Below are 16,487 nucleotides of genomic sequence, written 5' to 3'. Positions count from 1 at the left end.
TTGCCGCGGGCGACCACCGCGCCGTTGATCCCACACCCGTGCCGGTGGCGATGCTGCGCGGCGGCGAAGCGGCCCTGCAACGCCTCGAGGCGATCGCATCCCGCACGGACGGCGCCAGACTGCATGACGAGGAGCGCCGGGTGGCGGCGATTCTCGAGCAGGTACGGCGCGAGGGCGATGCGGCCCTGCTCGATCTGACCGAGCGCTTCGACGGCATCCGCCCCGATCCGCTGCGTATCCCGATCGAGCAGCTGCAGCAGGCCTGGGAGGCGACCCCCGCCGACCTGCAGGACGCCCTGCGGCTGGCCCACGAACGGATCCTCAGCTTTCACCGGGCTCAGATGCCCCGGGACCTTGCCCTTCAGGGCCCCCACGGCGAGCGGCTGGGCCGGCGCTGGCGGCCGGTGGAGCGGGCCGGCCTGTACGTGCCGGGAGGACGTGCCTCCTACCCGAGCACCGTGCTGATGAATGCCGTCCCTGCCCGGGTGGCCGGGGTGGAGCGACTGGTGATGGTGACCCCGCCGGGGCCGGACGGCATGCCCAACGCCACGGTGCTGGCCGCCGCCCACCTGGCCGGAGTCGAGGAGGTGTACCGGATCGGCGGCGCCCAGGCGATCGCCGCCCTGGCCTGGGGCACCGAGAGCATTCCCCGGGTGGATGTGATCAGCGGCCCCGGCAACCTCTGGGTGACCCTGGCCAAGAAGGCGGTCTACGGCCGTGTCGGCATCGATTCGCTGGCCGGGCCCAGCGAGGTGCTGGTGATCGCCGACCACACGGCCCGCCCCGAGCAGGTGGCCGCCGATCTGATGGCCCAGGCGGAGCACGACCCGCTGGCGGCCGCGATCCTGATCACCACCAGCGAGGCCCTGGCGACGGCCGTGCCCATAGCGATCGCGGCGCAGCTGGAGAACCATCCCCGTGCCGCGATCACGCGCCAGGCCCTCGAGGAGTGGGGCCTGATCGTGGTGTGTGATGACCTGACGGAAGCGGCCTCGCTGAGCGATCGCTTCGCGCCCGAGCACCTGGAGCTGCTGGTGGAGGATCCCGAGGCCCTGGCCGAGCACATCCAGCACGCCGGCGCCATCTTCCTGGGTCCCTGGACGCCGGAAGCCGTGGGCGACTACCTGGCCGGCCCCAACCACACCCTGCCCACCTCCGGCACCGCCCGCTTCGCCGGTGCCCTGAGCGTGGAGACCTTCCTGCGCCACACCAGCCTGATCGGCTTCAACCGCGCCGCCCTGGAGGCCACCGCCCCGGCGGTGGTTCGGCTGGCCGAGAGCGAAGGCCTGCACAGCCACGCCGAATCGGTCAGGAGGAGGCTGGCCTGACACGGGGCTCGGCCTCCGGCTCGCACCCGGCTGAACCGGGCTGACGGGGCCACAGCAAACGTCTGCGCTCCGCGAACCGGCCCCGCCAGGGGCCTGACGCACCACGGCCCCGAGAGGGGCCTAACGGACCATGGCAGCCACATTGCCGCCGTCGACGGTGAGCACGGCACCGGTGGTGCGCTCCATGCGCGCCAGGGCGACGAAGGCATCGGCGACATGGCGGGCCTGCACCTCGCGGCCCAGCAGGTTGCCGGCCATATAGACCTCCTCGCTGACGCCGCGGGCCGCCGCCCGCTCGCGGATCATCTCTCCGTCGAGCAGGCCGGAGCGGATGCGGTCGGCGTTGATCGCGTTGACCCGAATGCCGTTGCCGCCCTCCTCGAGCGCGTACTGGCGCATCAGGGCCAGCAGGGCGGCCTTGCTGATGCCGTAAGCACCGAAATCCGGCCCAGGGTTGAGCGCCTGCTTGCTGACGTTGAACAGCAGCTGACCGCCGAGGCCCTGGGCGCGGAACACGGCCATCGCCGCCTGCGACACGCTCTGGTGGGCGAAGAAGTTGAGCTCGAAGCAGGCCCGCAGCTCCCGCTCCGGCAGGGTGGCGATCGCGCCGGTCCAGGCGGCGCCGGCATTGCTCACCACCACATCGAGGCCCCCGAAGCGGCGGCACACCGCATCGAAGGCCGCGCGCACCTGCTGCGGGTCGGTGACGTCGCAGCGCAGGCCCAGGGCATGGGGGCTGCAGGCCGCCGCCACCGACGCCGCGGCCTCTCCCTCGTAGTCGAGCACCGCCAGATCGGCCCCCTGGGCAGCGAAGGCGCGCGCCGTGGCGGCCCCGATGCCGCCGCCGCCACCGGTGACGAGCACCACCTGACGCACCAGGGGCTTCGGGCTGCCCTTGCCGAGCTTGGCCTGCTCGAGGCTCCAGTACTCCATGTCGAAGGTGTCGTCCTCGCCCACCGGCTCGAAGCGGCCGATGCTCTCGGCGGCCAGCAGGGTGCGGGCCCAGGCCTCGCCGATGTCAGCGGTGATGGCGGCCGCTTCGGCGTTGGCGCCGAGGCCGATCAGCCCGAGGCCCGGCACCGCCACCAGGCGCGGCAGCGGATCAAGGCGGCGCTTGTGGCCGCCGACGCGCAGGTTCTGACGGCCGAAGGTCGCGCCATAGGCGTCGATGTAGGCCTGGAGCGCCGTCTCGATCGCGGCGTCATCGGGATCGGGGGGCAGCACCAGCGGCCGGGCCTTGGTGCGGATCACGTGATCGGGGGTGGCGACGCCACGACCGGCCCAGTCGGCCAGACGGGCGTCATCGCTGATGGCACGGGCGTCGGCGGTGGCACGCCAGTCCAGCAGCCAGTGTGGGGGGGCGCCTGAGGCGGCGGCGGCCCGGCCGAGAGCGCCGCGCAGGCGGGGCAACAGGCTGGCGGCATCCGGAGCCGGCGGCGGTGAGGCCAGGGGAAGCAGGCGGCGTTCGCCGCGCTCGAGCCGCTGTTCGGCCAGGCGCACCAGCTCGATCATGCGGCCATAGCTCTGCTCGGCGGTGCCTCCGAAGGAGAACAGACCGTGCTTGAGCAGCACCATCCCCTCCAGGGGAATGCCCGTTGCGGCGGAGCGGGCGGCGGCCTGTTCGTAGAGATCGGCGCAGGCCTTGGCCAGGGCGAAGCCGGGCATCACGTAGGGCACCAGCACCACCCGCTCGCCGTACACCTCGCGGCAGACCGCCTCGGCGTCGGGCTGATCCGCCAGGGCCAGCAGGGCCGTGGCATGGGTGTGGTCGACGAAGGTGTGGGGCAGGAAGGCATGCAGCAGCGCCTCCACCGAAGGGTTGGGCGCGGCAGGGTCAATCAGGTTGCGGCGCTGGGCGGCCACCATGTCCTCGTCGCTGAGGCGCTCCAGAGCCCGCAGCTCGCGCAAGGGCTCGAGACGCACGGCGGGATGGCCGGCGGGCTCGATCGTGGCCAGGTCCCAGCCGCTGCCCTTGACGCAGAGAACATTGATCACTTCGCCCAGCAGGCCCGTGACCTGGGTCTTCACCGAGGTGTTGCCGCCGCCGTGCAGCACCAGCTCCGGATCGGCCCCCAGCAGGCGGGCTGAGTAGGTGCGCAGGGCCAGGGGCTCGCTGATCCCGAGGCCGCCGTAGTGCTCCACCGCCTCACGGGCACCGGCCTCGGACCAGCGGTGTTGCACGGGCATCGGTGGCGGGATGAGCTCGGCTGAGGCTATGCGGCGAAGCGCGGCAGACCGGGAGCGTCGCCACGGCTGAGCCACGTGGGCAACGGCGACATGGTGACGATGACGCTGCTGCAGGGCGTGGTGAACGCCTTCGTGATGTTCCTGGCGCGGGCGATCGTGATCCTGCTGCCGCGCAGCGAACGTGACGGTGATCGGCAACCGCCCCCGCCGACGGCCCTGATCTGGCCCCTGGAGCTGCTGCTCGGGATCGCCGGATCCCTGGTGACCGCCTGATTCTCGCGCCACCGGGAGTTCCGCGCCGATGCCGGGGCAGCGCAGCTCACCGGGCCGGCGGCGATGGCCGGGGCCCTGGCGCTGCTGGGCCAGACCAGCGGCGCGGTGGACCGGCGCGATGGCGGCCGCCTCAATGCCTTCAAGATCGCCGTTCCCGATGGCTGGTTGTCGCTGTTCGCCAGCCATCCGCCCCTGGAGGCGCGCATCCGGGCGCTGCAGGCGCTGGAACCGGGAGGAGGCGCGACGGCCTGGCTGCGCTGAGGGAACGGGATGCCGCGGGCGGTGGCCCTGGGCGGTGGCGGCAGCGACGATCCGGCTCATGCCCCGGAGGACGGGCCGGTCCGAGAGAAGCGTGGCGTAGAACGTGCCTGGCGCCTGTCTCTCTCCAGCCCCTGCCATGAAGGCCGTTCTTGCGACCCCCGAGCTGATCGACGCCGTGGTGGCCGACCCGATTCCCGGCCCCGACGACGTGCTGTTGCGGGTGGAGGCGCTGGCGGTGAACCCCGTGGACACCAAGGTGCGTGCCGGCATCGCCCCGGGCGGCGACGGGCGGATCCTGGGCTGGGATGCCGCCGGCGTGGTGGAGGCCTGCGGCGAGGCCGTCACCCGCTTCCGGCCCGGCGACGCCGTGATGGTGGCGGGGGACATCCGACGCCCCGGCTGCTACGCCGAGCGGCTGGCGGTGGACGCGCGCCTCTGCGGACGCAAGCCGGAGAACCTGAACTGGGCCGAGGCCGCCTCCCTGCCGCTCACGACGCTCACGGCCTGGGAAGGGCTGTTCGAAGGGATCGGCTTCGATCCGGAGGGCAGCGGCTGTCCTGGCAACGAGGAGGCCCGGCGCTCGGTGCTGATCCTGGGGGCGGCCGGCGGCGTCGGCTCGATCGCGATCCAGCTGGCCCGCCGCGCCGGCCTGCGGGTGATCGCCAGCGCCTCACGACCCGACAGCCAGGCATGGGTGAGGGAGCTGGGTGCCGAGGCCGTGGTGGACCACCGCCAGCCCCTGGCACCGCAGCTGCAGGCCCTGGGCCTGGAGCAGGTGGATGCGATCGCCAACTTCGCCGACACCGATGCCTACTGGGAGCCGATGGGCGAGCTGATCCGGCCCCACGGCTCGATGCTGGTGATCGTGGGCAACAAGGGACCGCTGGCGATGGAGCGGCTCAAGGAGAAGAGCGTGCGCCTGTGCTGGGAGTTCATGTTCAGCCGCAGCGCCCAGGGGGGCGAGGCCCAGCTGGCGCAGGGGCGGATCCTCGATCGCCTGGCCGATCTGGTGGAAGCCGGCGAGATCCGCTCCACCCTGACGCGCACCCTCGGACCGATCAGCGCCGCCCATCTGCAGCAGGCCCATGACCTGCTCTCCAGCAGCCGCACCCTGGGCAAGATCGCGCTGCAAGGCTGGAGCTGAGGTTCAGCGCGTCGCCACCAGCACCCGGTGACGCGGATCGGCCGCCTCGCGCCGCACCTCCCGGAAGCCGGCCGCCTGCAGGGCCGCAGGGAAATCGAGCCGGAAGTAGTCCTCCAGGTAGGGCTCGGTGCTCTTGAGCAGGGTGGCGATCGGGGCCGGCAGCCGCCGGATCACCTCCGAGTCGGGATCCTGATCCACCACGGCGATCACGCCGCCGGGACGCAGCAGGCGGGCCGCCTCGCGCAGCACGGCGCCGGTGGCCTCGCCCGGCAGCTCATGGCAGACGAACTGCAGGGTGATCAGGTCGTAGGCGCCGGCGGGCAGGCCGGTGGCCTCGGCGGCGGCGTGGTGCCAGGTGATCGGAGGCGCCGTGACGACGGCAGGGCTGCCGGCTGAAGCCGGGCCAGAGGCAGCCGCGCGCCTGGCGGCCTGCCGCTCGGCTTCGCGCACCCTCGCCACCGCCAGCATCTCGGCCGAGAGATCAAGGCCCTCAACCTGCACGGGAGCATCAGCGCCTCGGGCCTGCTGGCGCTGCTGCAGCCAGTCGCGCAGGGCCAGGGTGCCGACGCCCACCGAGCAGCCGAGATCCAGCGCCCGGTGCACCGGACCGCAGAGGCTGGGCTCGATCGCGCTGAAGATCGCCGACCGCAGCCGCTGCTGGGCCTCCCCGGCGGGCAACGCCTTCTCCAGCGGCCACACCCTGAGCGCCATCGAATCGGTGGCCTGCTCGGCCTCGCAGGCAGCTTGCCAGCAGAGATTGCCCTGGTCGTAGGCGTGGAAGCGGGCGCGGTAGTAGGCAGGCACCTGGGTGGCCGGATCGGTGACCTCGGCCAGCAGCGGTTCGGCGGCGGCCTGCAGCTGCTCGCGCCGCTGTCGCCAGGCGATGCCGCGGCCCTCGGCGGTGCGGATGATCAGGCCGCGGGCCTGCCAGAAGAGCAGCTGCCGCAACGGCTCCACCGCCAGCAGCCTGTCGATGGCCCAGCCGAGGGGATGGCGGCTCTCCACCCAGTTGGGCGGCGGGCTGGCGGCGGCGAGGGCCTCGGGCATGGGGACGCAACGGAACGGGGGGCCATTGTCGGAGCCTGGGGCAACGCTGGGGACAGCAAAGGAGGGAAGGCAGCCTGGAACTCCGGCGCTGCGGCGCAGGGGCAGCCACCTCGCTCAGCCCGCCTGGCCGCCGTACAGCCCGCGCAGGCCCGCCTCGGTCGCCGGTGCCACGCCGCGTTCGGTGATCAGGGCGGTCACCAGCCGGGCAGGGGTGACATCGAAGGCGGGATTGAAGCCCTCGCTGCCATCGGGGCTGAGCTGCACGCTGGCGATCTCGCCGCCTCCGGAGCCGCTCAGGAGCCGGCCCTGGATGGCGGTCACCTCAGCGGCGCTGCGGGCCTCGATCGGGATCTCGGCGACACCGTCGTCGATCGTCCAGTCGATGGTGGAGGCGGGCAGGGCCACATAGAACGGCACGCCGTTGTCGTGGGCGGCGAGAGCCTTGAGATAGGTGCCGATCTTGTTGCAGACGTCGCCGCGACGGGTGGTGCGGTCGGTGCCGACGATCACCGAATCCACCTGACCGTGCTGCATCAGGTGGCCGCCGGCGTTGTCGACGATCACGGTGTGAGGCACCCCCTCCTTGCCGAGCTCGAAGGCGGTGAGGCTGGCGCCCTGGTTGCGGGGCCGCGTCTCATCCACCCAGACGTGGATGGCCATGCCGCTGCGATGGGCCTTGTAGATCGGCGCCAGCGCGGTGCCCCAGTCGACCGTGGCGAGCCAGCCGGCGTTGCAGTGGGTGAGCACGTGGAACGGCTGCCCCTGGCGCTCCGCCGGCCTGGCCGCCGCCAGCTGCTGGAAGATCGCCAGGCCGTGGTCGCCGATCGCCTCACACATCGCCACGTCCTCCTCGGCGATGACGCCCGCCTCGTCCCTCGCCGCCTCGGCGCGCCGGTCAGGGGGCAACGGGGCCACGCGATCCCGCACCCGCTCCAGGGCCCAGCGCAGGTTCACCGCCGTGGGCCGGGTGGCGTTGAGCTGCTCGAAGGCCGCCGCCAGCACCCCATCGGACGGATCCTCCTGCAGGGCCAGCATCAGCCCGTAGGCCCCGGTGACGCCGATCAGCGGTGCGCCGCGGACCACCATCGTGCGGATCGCCTCGGCGGCCTGCTCGCAGCTGGTCAGGGTGCGGGTCTCGAAACGGTGGGGCAGCACGGTCTGATCAATCACCCAGACCGAACGACCGCCCGGATCCAGGCCGATGGTGCGCCAGGCCTTCCCGTCGATGTTCATGGAGGAGCACTGCGTGCGTCGCCTGCCGATCATCTCCGCCCGCAGGAGCCCGGAGCGGCCACCACGCGCACCCGAGCTGGCCTGCACGCATGCATCCGGGGCTCACCGCCTGGAGGACGACTCAGACAAGCCGCAGAGTCATGGGCCCTGCTTCAGCGCGGCACCTGCTGCCCAGACATCCCCGGAATGAGGCCTGCGGGAACAGGCCGCCGCTCCCGGACCCTGGCCTGCTGCCGAGCGACTGCTCCATGCTGAGCGGCAACCCACCCTTGTGCCTCCGTGCCCCTGCGCCGCCGCCAGCTGCTTCAGCTCGCCGCCTCCGGACTGGGAGGCACGGGCTGGCTGCTGGCCCGGGGCCGTGCCGCCGCCGCACCTCAGGCCAGCTTGCAAGCCGCACCGCAGGTCGCGCCTGATCTGCGACTGGGCCTGATCAGCGACCTCAACAGCAGCTACGGCTCCACCACCTACATCCCCCAGGTGAGCCAGGGGCTGCGCCAGCTGCTCGCGCTCAACCCCGCACTGCTGATCTGCGCCGGCGACATGGTGGCCGGCCAGAAACCGGGCCTCAGCACCGCCCAGCTCGATGCGATGTGGGAGGGCTTCGCCCGCACGGTGCTCACACCGGTGCGCCAGGCGGGGGTGCCGTTCCTGCCTGCCGTGGGCAACCACGACGGCGCCCCGGGCTTCAGGGCCGATCGCGCCGCCGTTAGCCGCTTCTGGAGCCCGCGGCGGCAGGCGCTGGGGCTGCGCTTCGTCGACGCCGCCGACTTCCCCTTCCACTACAGCGTCCTGCAGGAGCAGGTGTTCGTCCTGGTGTGGGATGCCAGCTCCAGTCGCATCCCCGCTGATCAGCTCGACTGGGCGCGCCGGCAGCTGGCCGGTCCGCAGGCCCGCCAGGCGCGGCTGCGGCTGGTGGTGGGGCACCTGCCCCTGGCGGGCGTCAGCCAGGGGCGCGATCGCCCCGGCGAGATGCTCGATCAGGCGGCTGCCGTGCAGCGCCTGCTGGAGGAGGGGCGGGTGCAGGCCTACATCAGCGGCCATCAGCACGCCTGGTTTCCCGCCCGCCGCGGCCAGCTCGATCGGATCCAGCTCGGCGCCCTGGGCAGCGGCCCCCGCCGGCTCCTGCAGGGCACCATCCCACCCCAGCAGACCTTCACCACGCTCGATCTGCGCTGGCAGGCCGAGTCGCTGCTGGAAACCACCTACGCCGTGGCCACGGGGCAACCGCTGGCCTGGAACCGCCTGCCGGCGACCCTCAGCGGCCGCAGCGGCAGCATCAGCCGCAACACTCAGGAGCGATCGATCCGCCGGTAGCCGAACCAGTCCGGCACCTGGGGCTGGCTGAACCCCTCAGGGTGCCGTTCGAGCCGCACGTGCCAACGCTCGCCGCCGAGCAGCTCCAGCTGCTCGATCGCCAGACAGTCATCCACGGCGCAGAGATCGTCCTTGTGCTGCTGGAGTGCGCCCCTGAGCCACTGACGCCTGGCCGCCGCCTTGGCCGCCTGGGGTGAGCGGGCCACCACCAGGCCGAAGTGATGCAGCTCCGCCAGGCAGTCCGGGCGGTAGGCACCGAGATTGACGAACCACAGCCGCTCGGGCCGGGGCGCATCGGGCTGGCGCTGCAGACGCACCATCCAGCCATCCACCGCCTGCACCGCCATCCAGGCATCGAGGTGCAGGCCTTCACGCGATCCGAACCACTGCCGCCGCAGCTCCGGAATGGCCGCATCGATCGTGGTGCCCACCACAAAGCGAACATCGTGCAGCTCGATGTGGCAACCGTGGGCCCTGCCGCCCAGCACCGCCAGGAACAGCCGGGGCTCGGCCGGGAGGAGAGGGCTCATCGGCATCAGCACGCCCTTCGCCCCCGCAGCTTGCCAACCTGGGGCCAGCCGCACCGCCACCCATGGCGTCCCCGCTCACCTCGATCCCATCCCTCGGGCTCGGCACCTGGAAGGCGGCCCCGGGTGAGGTGGGCGCGGCGGTGCGCCATGCCCTGGAACTGGGCTACCGCCATATCGACTGCGCCAGCATCTATGGCAATGAGGCCGAGATCGGCGTCGCCCTGGAGGAAGCCCTGCGTGCGGGGGGGGCTGGAGCGCGACGACCTCTGGATCACCTCCAAGCTGTGGAACGACAGCCACTCCCCGGAGTTGGTGCGACCGGCTCTGGAGCGCAGCCTGGCCGATCTGGGCCTGGAGCAGCTGGATCTGTATCTGATCCACTGGCCGGTGGCCCAGCAACCGGGAGTACTGATGCCGAGCCGGGCCGAGGAGTTCATCCCGCTGGAGCAGCTGCCCCTGACCGACACCTGGGCGGCGATGGAGGACCTGGTGGAGGCCGGCCTGGTGCGGCAGATCGGCGTCTCCAACTTCAGCGCCCGCAAACTGGCCGGGCTGCTGCCGCACTGCCGCATCCGCCCCGCGGTGAACCAGGTGGAACGGCACCCCTGGCTGCAGCAACCCGAGTTGATGGCCTTCTGCCGGCGCGAGCAGATCGCCATCACGGCTTACTCGCCGCTGGGTTTGGCGCCCTCCGGAGCGATCTCTCCCCTGCTGCAGATTCCGGAGGTCATGGACATTGCCGCAGCGCACGGCTGCAGCGCGGCCCGGGTCCTGCTGGCCTGGGGGATCGCCTGCGGCACCAGCGTGATCCCCAAATCGGTGCGGCGCGAACGGCTTGCTGACAACCTCGCCGCATCCCAGCTGCAGCTGCGCGCTGAGGAGCTGGCGCGGATCGACGGACTGGATCGCCATCAGCGCTTCGTGGATGGCAGCTTCTGGGATCTGCCGGGTGGCCCCTATCCAAAGCACGTCGTCTGGGATGCGTGAGCCTCAGGGAGCGAACAGCACGCAGACACGGGAATCGGACGCACCGGAGCCTCAGAAACTCTCCTGCGTCTGGCCGGCGAAGCGACCCTGATACTGCTCCGAACCTTCGAGTTTCTGAAACACGAACTGACAGATCGCAATTCCCGGTACCACCGCCAGGGGAGCGGGACCGAAATTGCTCATCTCCAGCACCTGCTGACTGTCGATGCCGGGACCCATGAAGGGGGCGCTGATATGCACCATCAGGCCCAGACGGGCGAAACGGCTGCGCCCCTCCAGCCAGCCGCACAGACCGGGCCCCAGCCGCAGACGCTCCTGCGTGATGCCGAGGATCGTTTCTCCCGGCATGATCAGGATGTGACGGCCATCGGCAACGGTGATCTTCTCGGTGAGCTCGCGATAGTCGGTGTGTTCGCGCACCTCGATCACCTGATGCACCTTGCGGAACACCCGGAAGGAATTGGCGAGCGTGAGATCCACCGAGGCGGGCCCCACCCGTTCCGCTGCAAAGGGCGTGATCTGAATGTCACCCTGCTCGATCGCCTGAAGAATGGCCGCGCGGCCGAGAACGGACATGACTTGAGCTGAGGTGGCGCAACAGTAACGCTGCAGCTGCGGCGCCAGCATCAAGCGAGCGCGATCTCACCAAAAGTGGGGGTCTTCGAACGCAGCAACACAGGATGGACGGTCGATCAGGGTGGGGATCGCCTCGCCTGTGAGCGACTGTCCGAGCCAGCCCTGGGGCATGGAGAGCGGCATCGGCGCCCTCAGGCTGGACTCCGCCAGCGGCAGAAAGCCGACCTTGCCATAGAAGGCCGGATCTCCATAGGTGACCGCAATCTCCACACCGCGCTGCTGCATGACACCCAGGCCGAAACGGATCAGATCCTTCCCGATTCCACGCCGCTGGAAGGGCCGCAGCACCGCGACGGGAGCGAGCATGAACACGCGCACATCGGCGGCGAAGACAAGTTCGGAAAAGAAGATCGCGGCCACAAGGGCATCATCCTCCTCAGCACCGAAGCAGAACAGACGCTCCGCATCGATCGCCCTGGACAACCTGGAGACAAGCCTGGCGATCGCCTCACCCTCAGCCTCACCTTCGGAGGCGGCAAAGCTGGTACGGAAGAGCTCTGTCAGCTCGCCCACGCGGTCAGATCCAGGGCTGGTGAACTCCATCTCGGCTCCAGCCCCTCAGATCGTCGCCCGGCCGCGATCGTAAGCCTGCGCAGGCAGCCCGCAGGCCTGCACCGCCTGACGCCAGGCCGCCTCGAAGCGGTCCCAGCGGAAGCTGCGCGGATCGCGGCGCGAGCGGCTGCGGTCCACTGCCTGGTGGGTGGTCACACGGGTCATCGGGATGCCGTGGGCCGCCTGCCAGAGCAGCACCTGCGCCGCAGCCGCCTTGTACTGGGCTTCGGTGTAGCCCGAATGGGCATCGTCGTCGCCGCGGCCATCGGGCGGCGTCTCCAGGCTGAGATGCAGGGCCACATTGTTCAGCGAACCCACCGATTGCGGCCGGATGCGCACCGTGAAATCGCCGAACGCCGCCATGCCCGCCCCGAACGCCCGGCCGGCATCGGGCACGATCCGCAGCCGGTTCCCAAGGCGATCGACCAACAGGTGATAGCTGGCCTGATCGTCATCCCTGGGGTGGGGTGTGGCGAACAGCCTGACGGTGTCCGGCGCTGAGATCACGGTTTCATGCAGCACGATCAGCTGGGGCGTATGCGGCACCTCCCTGCCGAAGGCATCGAGGCGCTGCCGTTCGCCGTAGTTGGTGCGGTCGGCCGGGCGGGGCAGCTCCGCCGGCAGTCCCAGTCGTGTGGCACAGGCCTGCAGGGCCTCGGCGCTCAGGGGCCTGAGTCCGGCATCGGCGAGGGTCTGAACCGGGAAGGGCGCCTGCGGCGGCCTGGGCCCGCATGCGCTGAGCAGCAGCAACGGCGCCAGGACGAGGGGCAAGCGCCGATTGCGCCTCACGATCGTTCTGACTCCCCTCCCGGTGGCGCCCATCGAGGCCAGGCCCCCCATGCCGGAACTCACGACGACGGGGAGGCTGCTCGCACTGCTGTCCTGCATCCGTTCGGGGCTCCGCCAGGCCATGCTGCCGGCCATCGGCCCCACCTGGGTCGGGACAACGCTTTGAGACCGCAACGGAATGGGCTGCCCCCGCGCCCCTGGCCACTGACCCCATGCAACGCCATCGCGATGTCCCCGCCGAATCAGCGTTGAAGCGGAATCACTCCTGAATCGTCACCGGCGTGCCGACGGTGGTGCGCTCGAACAGCCAGCGGGCCGTGGCGCTGCTCAGCCGCACGCAACCGTGGCTGCGCCGTACCCCGAAACACTGGCGGGCCTCTTCCTGCCAGGGGGCCGGATGCAGGCAGATGGCATCCCGCCTGAGGCCGCCGCCGCCCAGGCAGAGCACATCGCGCACGCCCGGCACCCGGTAATCGGCGCCGGTGAGGGTCGTTTCGGCATAACGACCGACCACCTGGAACTGTCCGATCGGGGTGGGGGTGGCGGGAAGTCCAGTGGAGACGGGTGCCCGGTAGATCAGCCGACCGGCGGCGTCATAGGCGCGCAGCTGCTGCTGCGACAGATCGACCACCAGGCTGGCCACCATCTCGAGAGCCGCGAGCAGCAGACCCCCGGCGAACGGGCTGGTGGCCAGCAGAGAGGTGATCGGCATCGCCGCGGCTCAGCTGTGCTCGCGCAGAAAGCCGATCGTGCTCTGCAGCTCCTCGGCGAAGCGATCGATCTCCTCAAAGGTGCTGGTGAAGGCCAGGCTGGCTCGAGCCGTGGCGCTCAGGCCGTAGTGGCGATGCAGCGGCTGGGTGCAGTGGTGGCCACTGCGGATGCAGATGCCGGCCGAATCGAGCAGGGCGGCGATGTCATTGGCATGCAGGCCGTCGACATGGAAGGCCGCCAGGGCGGCCCGGTGCGGCTGCTGCTCGGGCGTGGGCCCCAGAATCCGCAGCCCGTCGATCGCCTGGAGCCGCGTGAACAGGTGCCGGGTCAGCCGCTGCTCGTAGGCATGAATGCGCTCCATGCCGATCGCCTCGAGGTAGGAGATGGCGGCACCCATGCCGATCGCCTCACCGATCGCCGGCGTGCCCGCCTCGAACTTGTGGGGCAGATCCGCCCAGCTGCTGTGTTCCAGATACACATCCTGGATCATCTCGCCACCACCAAGGAACGGCGGCATCGCCTCCAGCAGCGCCTCGCGGCCCCACAGAAAGCCCATGCCGGTGGGTCCGCAGAACTTGTGGGAGGAGCCCACCAGGAAATCGCAGCCGAGCTGTTTCACGTCCACCGCAAGGTGCGGCAGGCTCTGACAGGCATCCACCAGCAGCAGGGCGCCGGCGTCGTGGGCGAGGGCGGCGATCTCGGCGATCGGGTTGAGGCAGCCGAGGGTGTTGCTCACCTGCACCAGGCTCACCAGGCGGGTGCGCTCATTGAGCTTGGATCGCAGATCGTCGAGATCCAGCTCACCGCTCTCGGTCAGGCCCACATGGCGCAGCACGCAGCCGGTGCGAGCCGACAGCAGCTGCCAGGGCACCAGGTTGCTGTGGTGCTCCATCACCGTCAGCAACACCTCATCACCGGGGCGCAGACTGGCCTCACCCCAGGTGCGCGCCACCAGGTTGATCGCCTCGCTGGCGTTGCGGGTGTAGACGATCTCCCGGGCACTGGCGGCACCGATGAAGCGGGCGACGCTGTCGCGGGCCGCCTCGAACTGCTCGGTGGCACGGGCACTCAGCTGGTGAGCACCGCGGTGCACATTGGCGTTGTCGTGTCCGTAGTAATGCTGCAGGGCCTCCAGCACCTGGGCGGGCTTCTGGCTGGTGGCGGCGTAGTCGAGATAGATGAGCGGCTGGCCAAGGCAGGCGGTCTGGGCCAGGAGCGGGAAATCAGGCCGGGTCAGGGCCGCCAGATCCTCCTGGGGGGCCAGCGGGACCCCAGCCACTCCGGAGCCGGCGGCATCTGCCGGGGATCCGGTTGCAATCCCAGCAGCCTGGGCCGCTGCGGACTCAGCCAGGGTCTCGGTGTCCCTGCACACGGGGCCGGAGGCCTCCTCAGAACGGGCGGTGGGGGTGAGCGTCATCAGTCGGTGGTCTCCCCCAGCAGGGTGGGCAGGGGCTGCCAGGCGGCAGCAGCGGAAGGCAGGCTGCGCAGGATCTCCTCGCAATAGCCGCGCAGGAGCAGGGCAGCGGCCCGATCGGCGCCGATACCGCGGCTCTGCAGGTAGAAGAGCTCATCCTGCTGCAGCTGGCTGACGGTGGCGCCGTGGGCACAACGCACGTCGTCGGCCACGATCTCCAGCTCGGGTTTGGTATCGACCCGGGCGCGCTCGCTGAGCAGCAGGCTGCGGCTCAGCTGGGAGGCATCGGTGCGCTGGGCGGCCCGGGGAACCCGCACCGCGCCGTTGAACACGCTGCGACCGGCATCGCCGGCCACCACCTTGTGCAGCTGATCGAGACGCCCCTCGGGTCCCTCAAACGCCACCTGGCTGTGGGTGTCGGCCAGCTGATGGCCGCTCACCAGCTGCAGGGCGCGCAGGGTGGTCTGGGCCTGGCCGCCGGCCTGCTGCACCCGCGGCTCGAAACGCAGCAGGCCCCAGCCGGCCGTCGCCGAGCTGAGACTGAGCTCACTGCCAGGCTCCTGGCATACGGCCAGGTGCGCCAGCAGCGCAGCTTCGCTGTGGCCGTGGGCGAGCAGGCCGTGCTGCAGCCTGGCGCCCTCGCCAAGCTGGGCTTCAACAACAACGCTGCTGAGGTTGGCCCCCCGGCTGCGGTGCACCTGCAACACCGCAAGGCTGGCACCCGCCTCCAGCACCAGCAGGATGCGCACGGGGAGAAGGCAGGCTTCACCGCCTGCGTCACACACGAGTTCGAGAACCGGTTGCACCGGTCCCTGCACCCGCAGGGCGAGCAGCTGACCGGCGGCGGCCTTGTTGAGCAGCACCGGCCAGGCCTCACGGCAGCCGTTGGCCTCGAGGGTCTGGCCGAGCCGCTGCTGCAGCTCCGCCTCACTCAGCGGGGAGAGGCCCTCGGGCAGGGTCACGCCGGCGAGCGGATCGCCGCGGCCGTCCAGCACGAGTCGAACCGTGCCACTGGCCGCCGCCGGCAGCGAGACCGGAGGCTCGGCGCCGAGGGTGAGCAGGGATGGATCCAGGGCCGTGAGCACCTCCAGCGGCGTGAACCGCCAGGCCTCATCGCGCCTGGAGGGCAGGGGCAGGGCCGCCAGGGCATCACGGCCACGCTGCTGCACCGGGGCCAGAACACCGGCAGGAGCAGGCAGGGCCTGCAGCAGAGCCTGGCTCCAGGCCGGCGCCGCGGCGGGTCGGGAGAGGGATGCGGCCACCATCAGGCCACCTCCAGGGCGGCGAGCTCCTGATCCACCCAGTCGTAGCCGCGCTCTTCGAGCTCCAGAGCCAGCTCCTTGCCACCGGTGCGCAGGATGCGGCCCTTGGCCATCACATGCACGTAATCGGGCGTGATCACATCCAGCAGTCGCTGGTAATGGGTGATCAGCAACGTGGCGTTGTCGGGGCTGGCGAGGTGGTTGACGCCACCGGCGACGATGCGCAGGGCATCGATGTCGAGGCCGGAATCGGTTTCATCGAGGATCGCTACCAGCGGCTCCAGCAGGGCCATCTGCAGGATCTCGTTGCGCTTCTTCTCGCCGCCGGAGAAGCCTTCATTCACGGAGCGCTCCAGGAAGGCAGGATCCATCTGCACCACCGCCAGCCGTTCGCGCACCAGATCCTCGAAGGCGAAGGTATCGAGCTCGTCGTCACCCTTCTGGGCGCGGCGGGCGTTGGTGGCCACCCGCAGGAACTCGAGGTTGCTGACGCCGGGAATCTCGATCGGGTACTGGAAGCCCAGGAACAGGCCGATGCGTGCCCGCTGCTCGGGATCGAGCTCCAGCAGATTCTCTCCCTGGAACAGCACCGAACCGGAGGTGACGCTGTAGGCGGGGTGGCCGGCCAGCACCTTGGAGAGGGTGCTCTTGCCGCTGCCGTTGCGGCCCATCACGGCATGAATCTCCCCGGCACGAAGGGTCAGATTGACGCCATGGAGGATCGGCTGATCCTCCACGCGGGCGTGCAGATCACGGATCTCGAGCAGGACCGGAGCGTCGGGGCGAATCACGGCGGCGGGGAAGGCGAAGAGGAGAGAA

General features: G+C 70.7%; 16 protein-coding genes and 2 pseudogenes. 7 read left to right on the top strand and 11 right to left on the bottom strand.

What is annotated here, in order from left to right; all coding sequences use genetic code 11:
* The first annotated feature begins 50 nt into the window (after positions 1 to 50).
* On the top strand, positions 51 to 1,328 hold the full coding sequence (gene hisD, locus H8F25_RS16215) for a histidinol dehydrogenase (RefSeq protein WP_197214007.1): 1,278 nt from the start codon (positions 51 to 53) through the stop codon (positions 1,326 to 1,328).
* A 120-nt stretch (positions 1,329 to 1,448) separates the two neighbouring features.
* Here the strand turns inward: hisD and H8F25_RS16210 are convergent, their stop codons facing one another.
* Positions 1,449 to 3,515, bottom strand: coding sequence for a bifunctional aldolase/short-chain dehydrogenase (locus H8F25_RS16210; RefSeq protein WP_197211287.1), 2,067 nt, complete (start codon positions 3,513 to 3,515; stop codon positions 1,449 to 1,451).
* 75 nt (positions 3,516 to 3,590) lie between these two features.
* Here H8F25_RS16210 and H8F25_RS16205 point away from each other — a divergent pair, with 75 nt between their 5' ends.
* The 3 genes and pseudogenes from H8F25_RS16205 to H8F25_RS16195 all read left to right on the top strand — a co-directional run bounded on the left by H8F25_RS16205 (position 3,591) and on the right by H8F25_RS16195 (position 5,193).
* The gene (locus H8F25_RS16205; RefSeq protein WP_197211286.1) at positions 3,591 to 3,788 is read left to right on the top strand and encodes a hypothetical protein; all 198 of its coding nucleotides are present in this window, start codon (positions 3,591 to 3,593) and stop codon (positions 3,786 to 3,788) included.
* A 60-nt stretch (positions 3,789 to 3,848) separates the two neighbouring features.
* Positions 3,849 to 4,049: pseudogene (locus H8F25_RS16200) on the top strand (hypothetical protein); the annotation flags it as partial.
* 136 nt (positions 4,050 to 4,185) lie between these two features.
* Entirely contained in the window at positions 4,186 to 5,193 is a 1,008-nt protein-coding gene (locus tag H8F25_RS16195) for a zinc-binding alcohol dehydrogenase family protein (protein ID WP_197211285.1), read from the top strand.
* 3 nt (positions 5,194 to 5,196) lie between these two features.
* Here the strand turns inward: H8F25_RS16195 and H8F25_RS16190 are convergent, their stop codons facing one another.
* Together H8F25_RS16190 and mtnA are read right to left on the bottom strand one after the other, a co-directional pair.
* Positions 5,197 to 6,240, bottom strand: coding sequence for a class I SAM-dependent methyltransferase (locus tag H8F25_RS16190; RefSeq protein ID WP_197211284.1), 1,044 nt, complete (start codon positions 6,238 to 6,240; stop codon positions 5,197 to 5,199).
* 114 nt (positions 6,241 to 6,354) lie between these two features.
* Positions 6,355 to 7,473, bottom strand: coding sequence for an S-methyl-5-thioribose-1-phosphate isomerase (gene mtnA / locus H8F25_RS16185; protein ID WP_197211283.1), 1,119 nt, complete (start codon positions 7,471 to 7,473; stop codon positions 6,355 to 6,357).
* A gap of 279 nt (positions 7,474 to 7,752) precedes the next feature.
* Between mtnA and H8F25_RS16180 the strand changes: the two genes are divergently transcribed.
* A complete protein-coding gene (locus tag H8F25_RS16180) occupies positions 7,753 to 8,787 on the top strand; it encodes a metallophosphoesterase (RefSeq protein WP_197211282.1) in 1,035 nt (344 codons plus the stop codon).
* Here the strand turns inward: H8F25_RS16180 and H8F25_RS16175 are convergent.
* On the bottom strand, positions 8,763 to 9,317 hold the full coding sequence (locus H8F25_RS16175; RefSeq protein ID WP_197211281.1) for a DUF1543 domain-containing protein: 555 nt from the start codon (positions 9,315 to 9,317) through the stop codon (positions 8,763 to 8,765). The two genes, H8F25_RS16180 and H8F25_RS16175, sit on opposite strands and share 25 nt — an antisense overlap.
* Positions 9,318 to 9,379: 62 nt before the next feature.
* Between H8F25_RS16175 and H8F25_RS18250 the strand changes: the two are divergent.
* Positions 9,380 to 9,487: pseudogene (locus tag H8F25_RS18250) on the top strand (hypothetical protein); the annotation flags it as partial.
* Between the two features lie 67 nt (positions 9,488 to 9,554).
* Positions 9,555 to 10,304 carry an aldo/keto reductase gene (locus tag H8F25_RS16170; protein WP_231596915.1) on the top strand — a complete coding sequence of 250 codons (750 nt, stop codon included), beginning with the start codon at positions 9,555 to 9,557 and terminating at the stop codon, positions 10,302 to 10,304.
* A 51-nt stretch (positions 10,305 to 10,355) separates the two neighbouring features.
* On the opposite strand, the gene dcd is transcribed toward H8F25_RS16170, so the two are convergent.
* From dcd to sufC, 7 genes are all read right to left on the bottom strand, one after another.
* The gene (gene dcd, locus H8F25_RS16165; RefSeq protein WP_197211280.1) at positions 10,356 to 10,880 is read right to left on the bottom strand and encodes a dCTP deaminase; all 525 of its coding nucleotides are present in this window, start codon (positions 10,878 to 10,880) and stop codon (positions 10,356 to 10,358) included.
* A gap of 66 nt (positions 10,881 to 10,946) precedes the next feature.
* Positions 10,947 to 11,453 (bottom strand): GNAT family N-acetyltransferase, encoded by a 507-nt coding sequence (locus H8F25_RS16160; protein ID WP_231596914.1) that lies wholly within the window; start codon positions 11,451 to 11,453, stop codon positions 10,947 to 10,949.
* A 45-nt stretch (positions 11,454 to 11,498) separates the two neighbouring features.
* Complete coding sequence (locus H8F25_RS16155) at positions 11,499 to 12,263, bottom strand: peptidoglycan recognition family protein (RefSeq protein ID WP_231596913.1); 765 nt, start codon at positions 12,261 to 12,263, stop codon at positions 11,499 to 11,501.
* A 277-nt stretch (positions 12,264 to 12,540) separates the two neighbouring features.
* Positions 12,541 to 12,993 (bottom strand): L,D-transpeptidase, encoded by a 453-nt coding sequence (locus H8F25_RS16150; RefSeq protein WP_197211278.1) that lies wholly within the window; start codon positions 12,991 to 12,993, stop codon positions 12,541 to 12,543.
* Between the two features lie 9 nt (positions 12,994 to 13,002).
* A complete protein-coding gene (locus H8F25_RS16145) occupies positions 13,003 to 14,409 on the bottom strand; it encodes a SufS family cysteine desulfurase (RefSeq protein ID WP_197211277.1) in 1,407 nt (468 codons plus the stop codon).
* Positions 14,409 to 15,671 carry a Fe-S cluster assembly protein SufD gene (gene sufD / locus H8F25_RS16140; RefSeq protein ID WP_197211276.1) on the bottom strand — a complete coding sequence of 421 codons (1,263 nt, stop codon included), beginning with the start codon at positions 15,669 to 15,671 and terminating at the stop codon, positions 14,409 to 14,411. Before sufD ends, H8F25_RS16145 begins: the two co-directional genes overlap by 1 nt.
* Positions 15,671 to 16,459 carry a Fe-S cluster assembly ATPase SufC gene (gene sufC, locus H8F25_RS16135; RefSeq protein WP_197211275.1) on the bottom strand — a complete coding sequence of 263 codons (789 nt, stop codon included), beginning with the start codon at positions 16,457 to 16,459 and terminating at the stop codon, positions 15,671 to 15,673. The genes sufD and sufC overlap by 1 nt, the downstream gene beginning before the upstream one ends.
* Positions 16,460 to 16,487: the final 28 nt, after the last annotated feature.

This window comes from Synechococcus sp. CBW1004, assembly GCF_015840715.1.
Lineage (GTDB): Bacteria > Cyanobacteriota > Cyanobacteriia > PCC-6307 > Cyanobiaceae > Cyanobium.
The sequence above is the reverse complement of the archived record's forward strand: the minus strand, read 5'-3'. Positions and strand labels throughout refer to the sequence as shown.

Excerpts from the sequence above, each read along its gene's own strand:
- hisD (WP_197214007.1), top strand. The coding sequence starts at position 51 with ATGCTGCGCGGCGGCGAAGCGGCCCTGCAACGCCTCGAGGCGATCGCA.
- H8F25_RS16210 (WP_197211287.1), bottom strand. The coding sequence starts at position 3,515 with ATGCCCGTGCAACACCGCTGGTCCGAGGCCGGTGCCCGTGAGGCGGTG.
- H8F25_RS16195 (WP_197211285.1), top strand. The coding sequence starts at position 4,186 with ATGAAGGCCGTTCTTGCGACCCCCGAGCTGATCGACGCCGTGGTGGCC.
- H8F25_RS16190 (WP_197211284.1), bottom strand. The coding sequence starts at position 6,240 with ATGCCCGAGGCCCTCGCCGCCGCCAGCCCGCCGCCCAACTGGGTGGAG.
- mtnA (WP_197211283.1), bottom strand. The coding sequence starts at position 7,473 with ATGAACATCGACGGGAAGGCCTGGCGCACCATCGGCCTGGATCCGGGC.
- H8F25_RS16175 (WP_197211281.1), bottom strand. The coding sequence starts at position 9,317 with ATGAGCCCTCTCCTCCCGGCCGAGCCCCGGCTGTTCCTGGCGGTGCTG.
- dcd (WP_197211280.1), bottom strand. The coding sequence starts at position 10,880 with ATGTCCGTTCTCGGCCGCGCGGCCATTCTTCAGGCGATCGAGCAGGGT.
- H8F25_RS16150 (WP_197211278.1), bottom strand. The coding sequence starts at position 12,993 with ATGCCGATCACCTCTCTGCTGGCCACCAGCCCGTTCGCCGGGGGTCTG.
- H8F25_RS16145 (WP_197211277.1), bottom strand. The coding sequence starts at position 14,409 with ATGACGCTCACCCCCACCGCCCGTTCTGAGGAGGCCTCCGGCCCCGTG.
- sufD (WP_197211276.1), bottom strand. The coding sequence starts at position 15,671 with ATGGTGGCCGCATCCCTCTCCCGACCCGCCGCGGCGCCGGCCTGGAGC.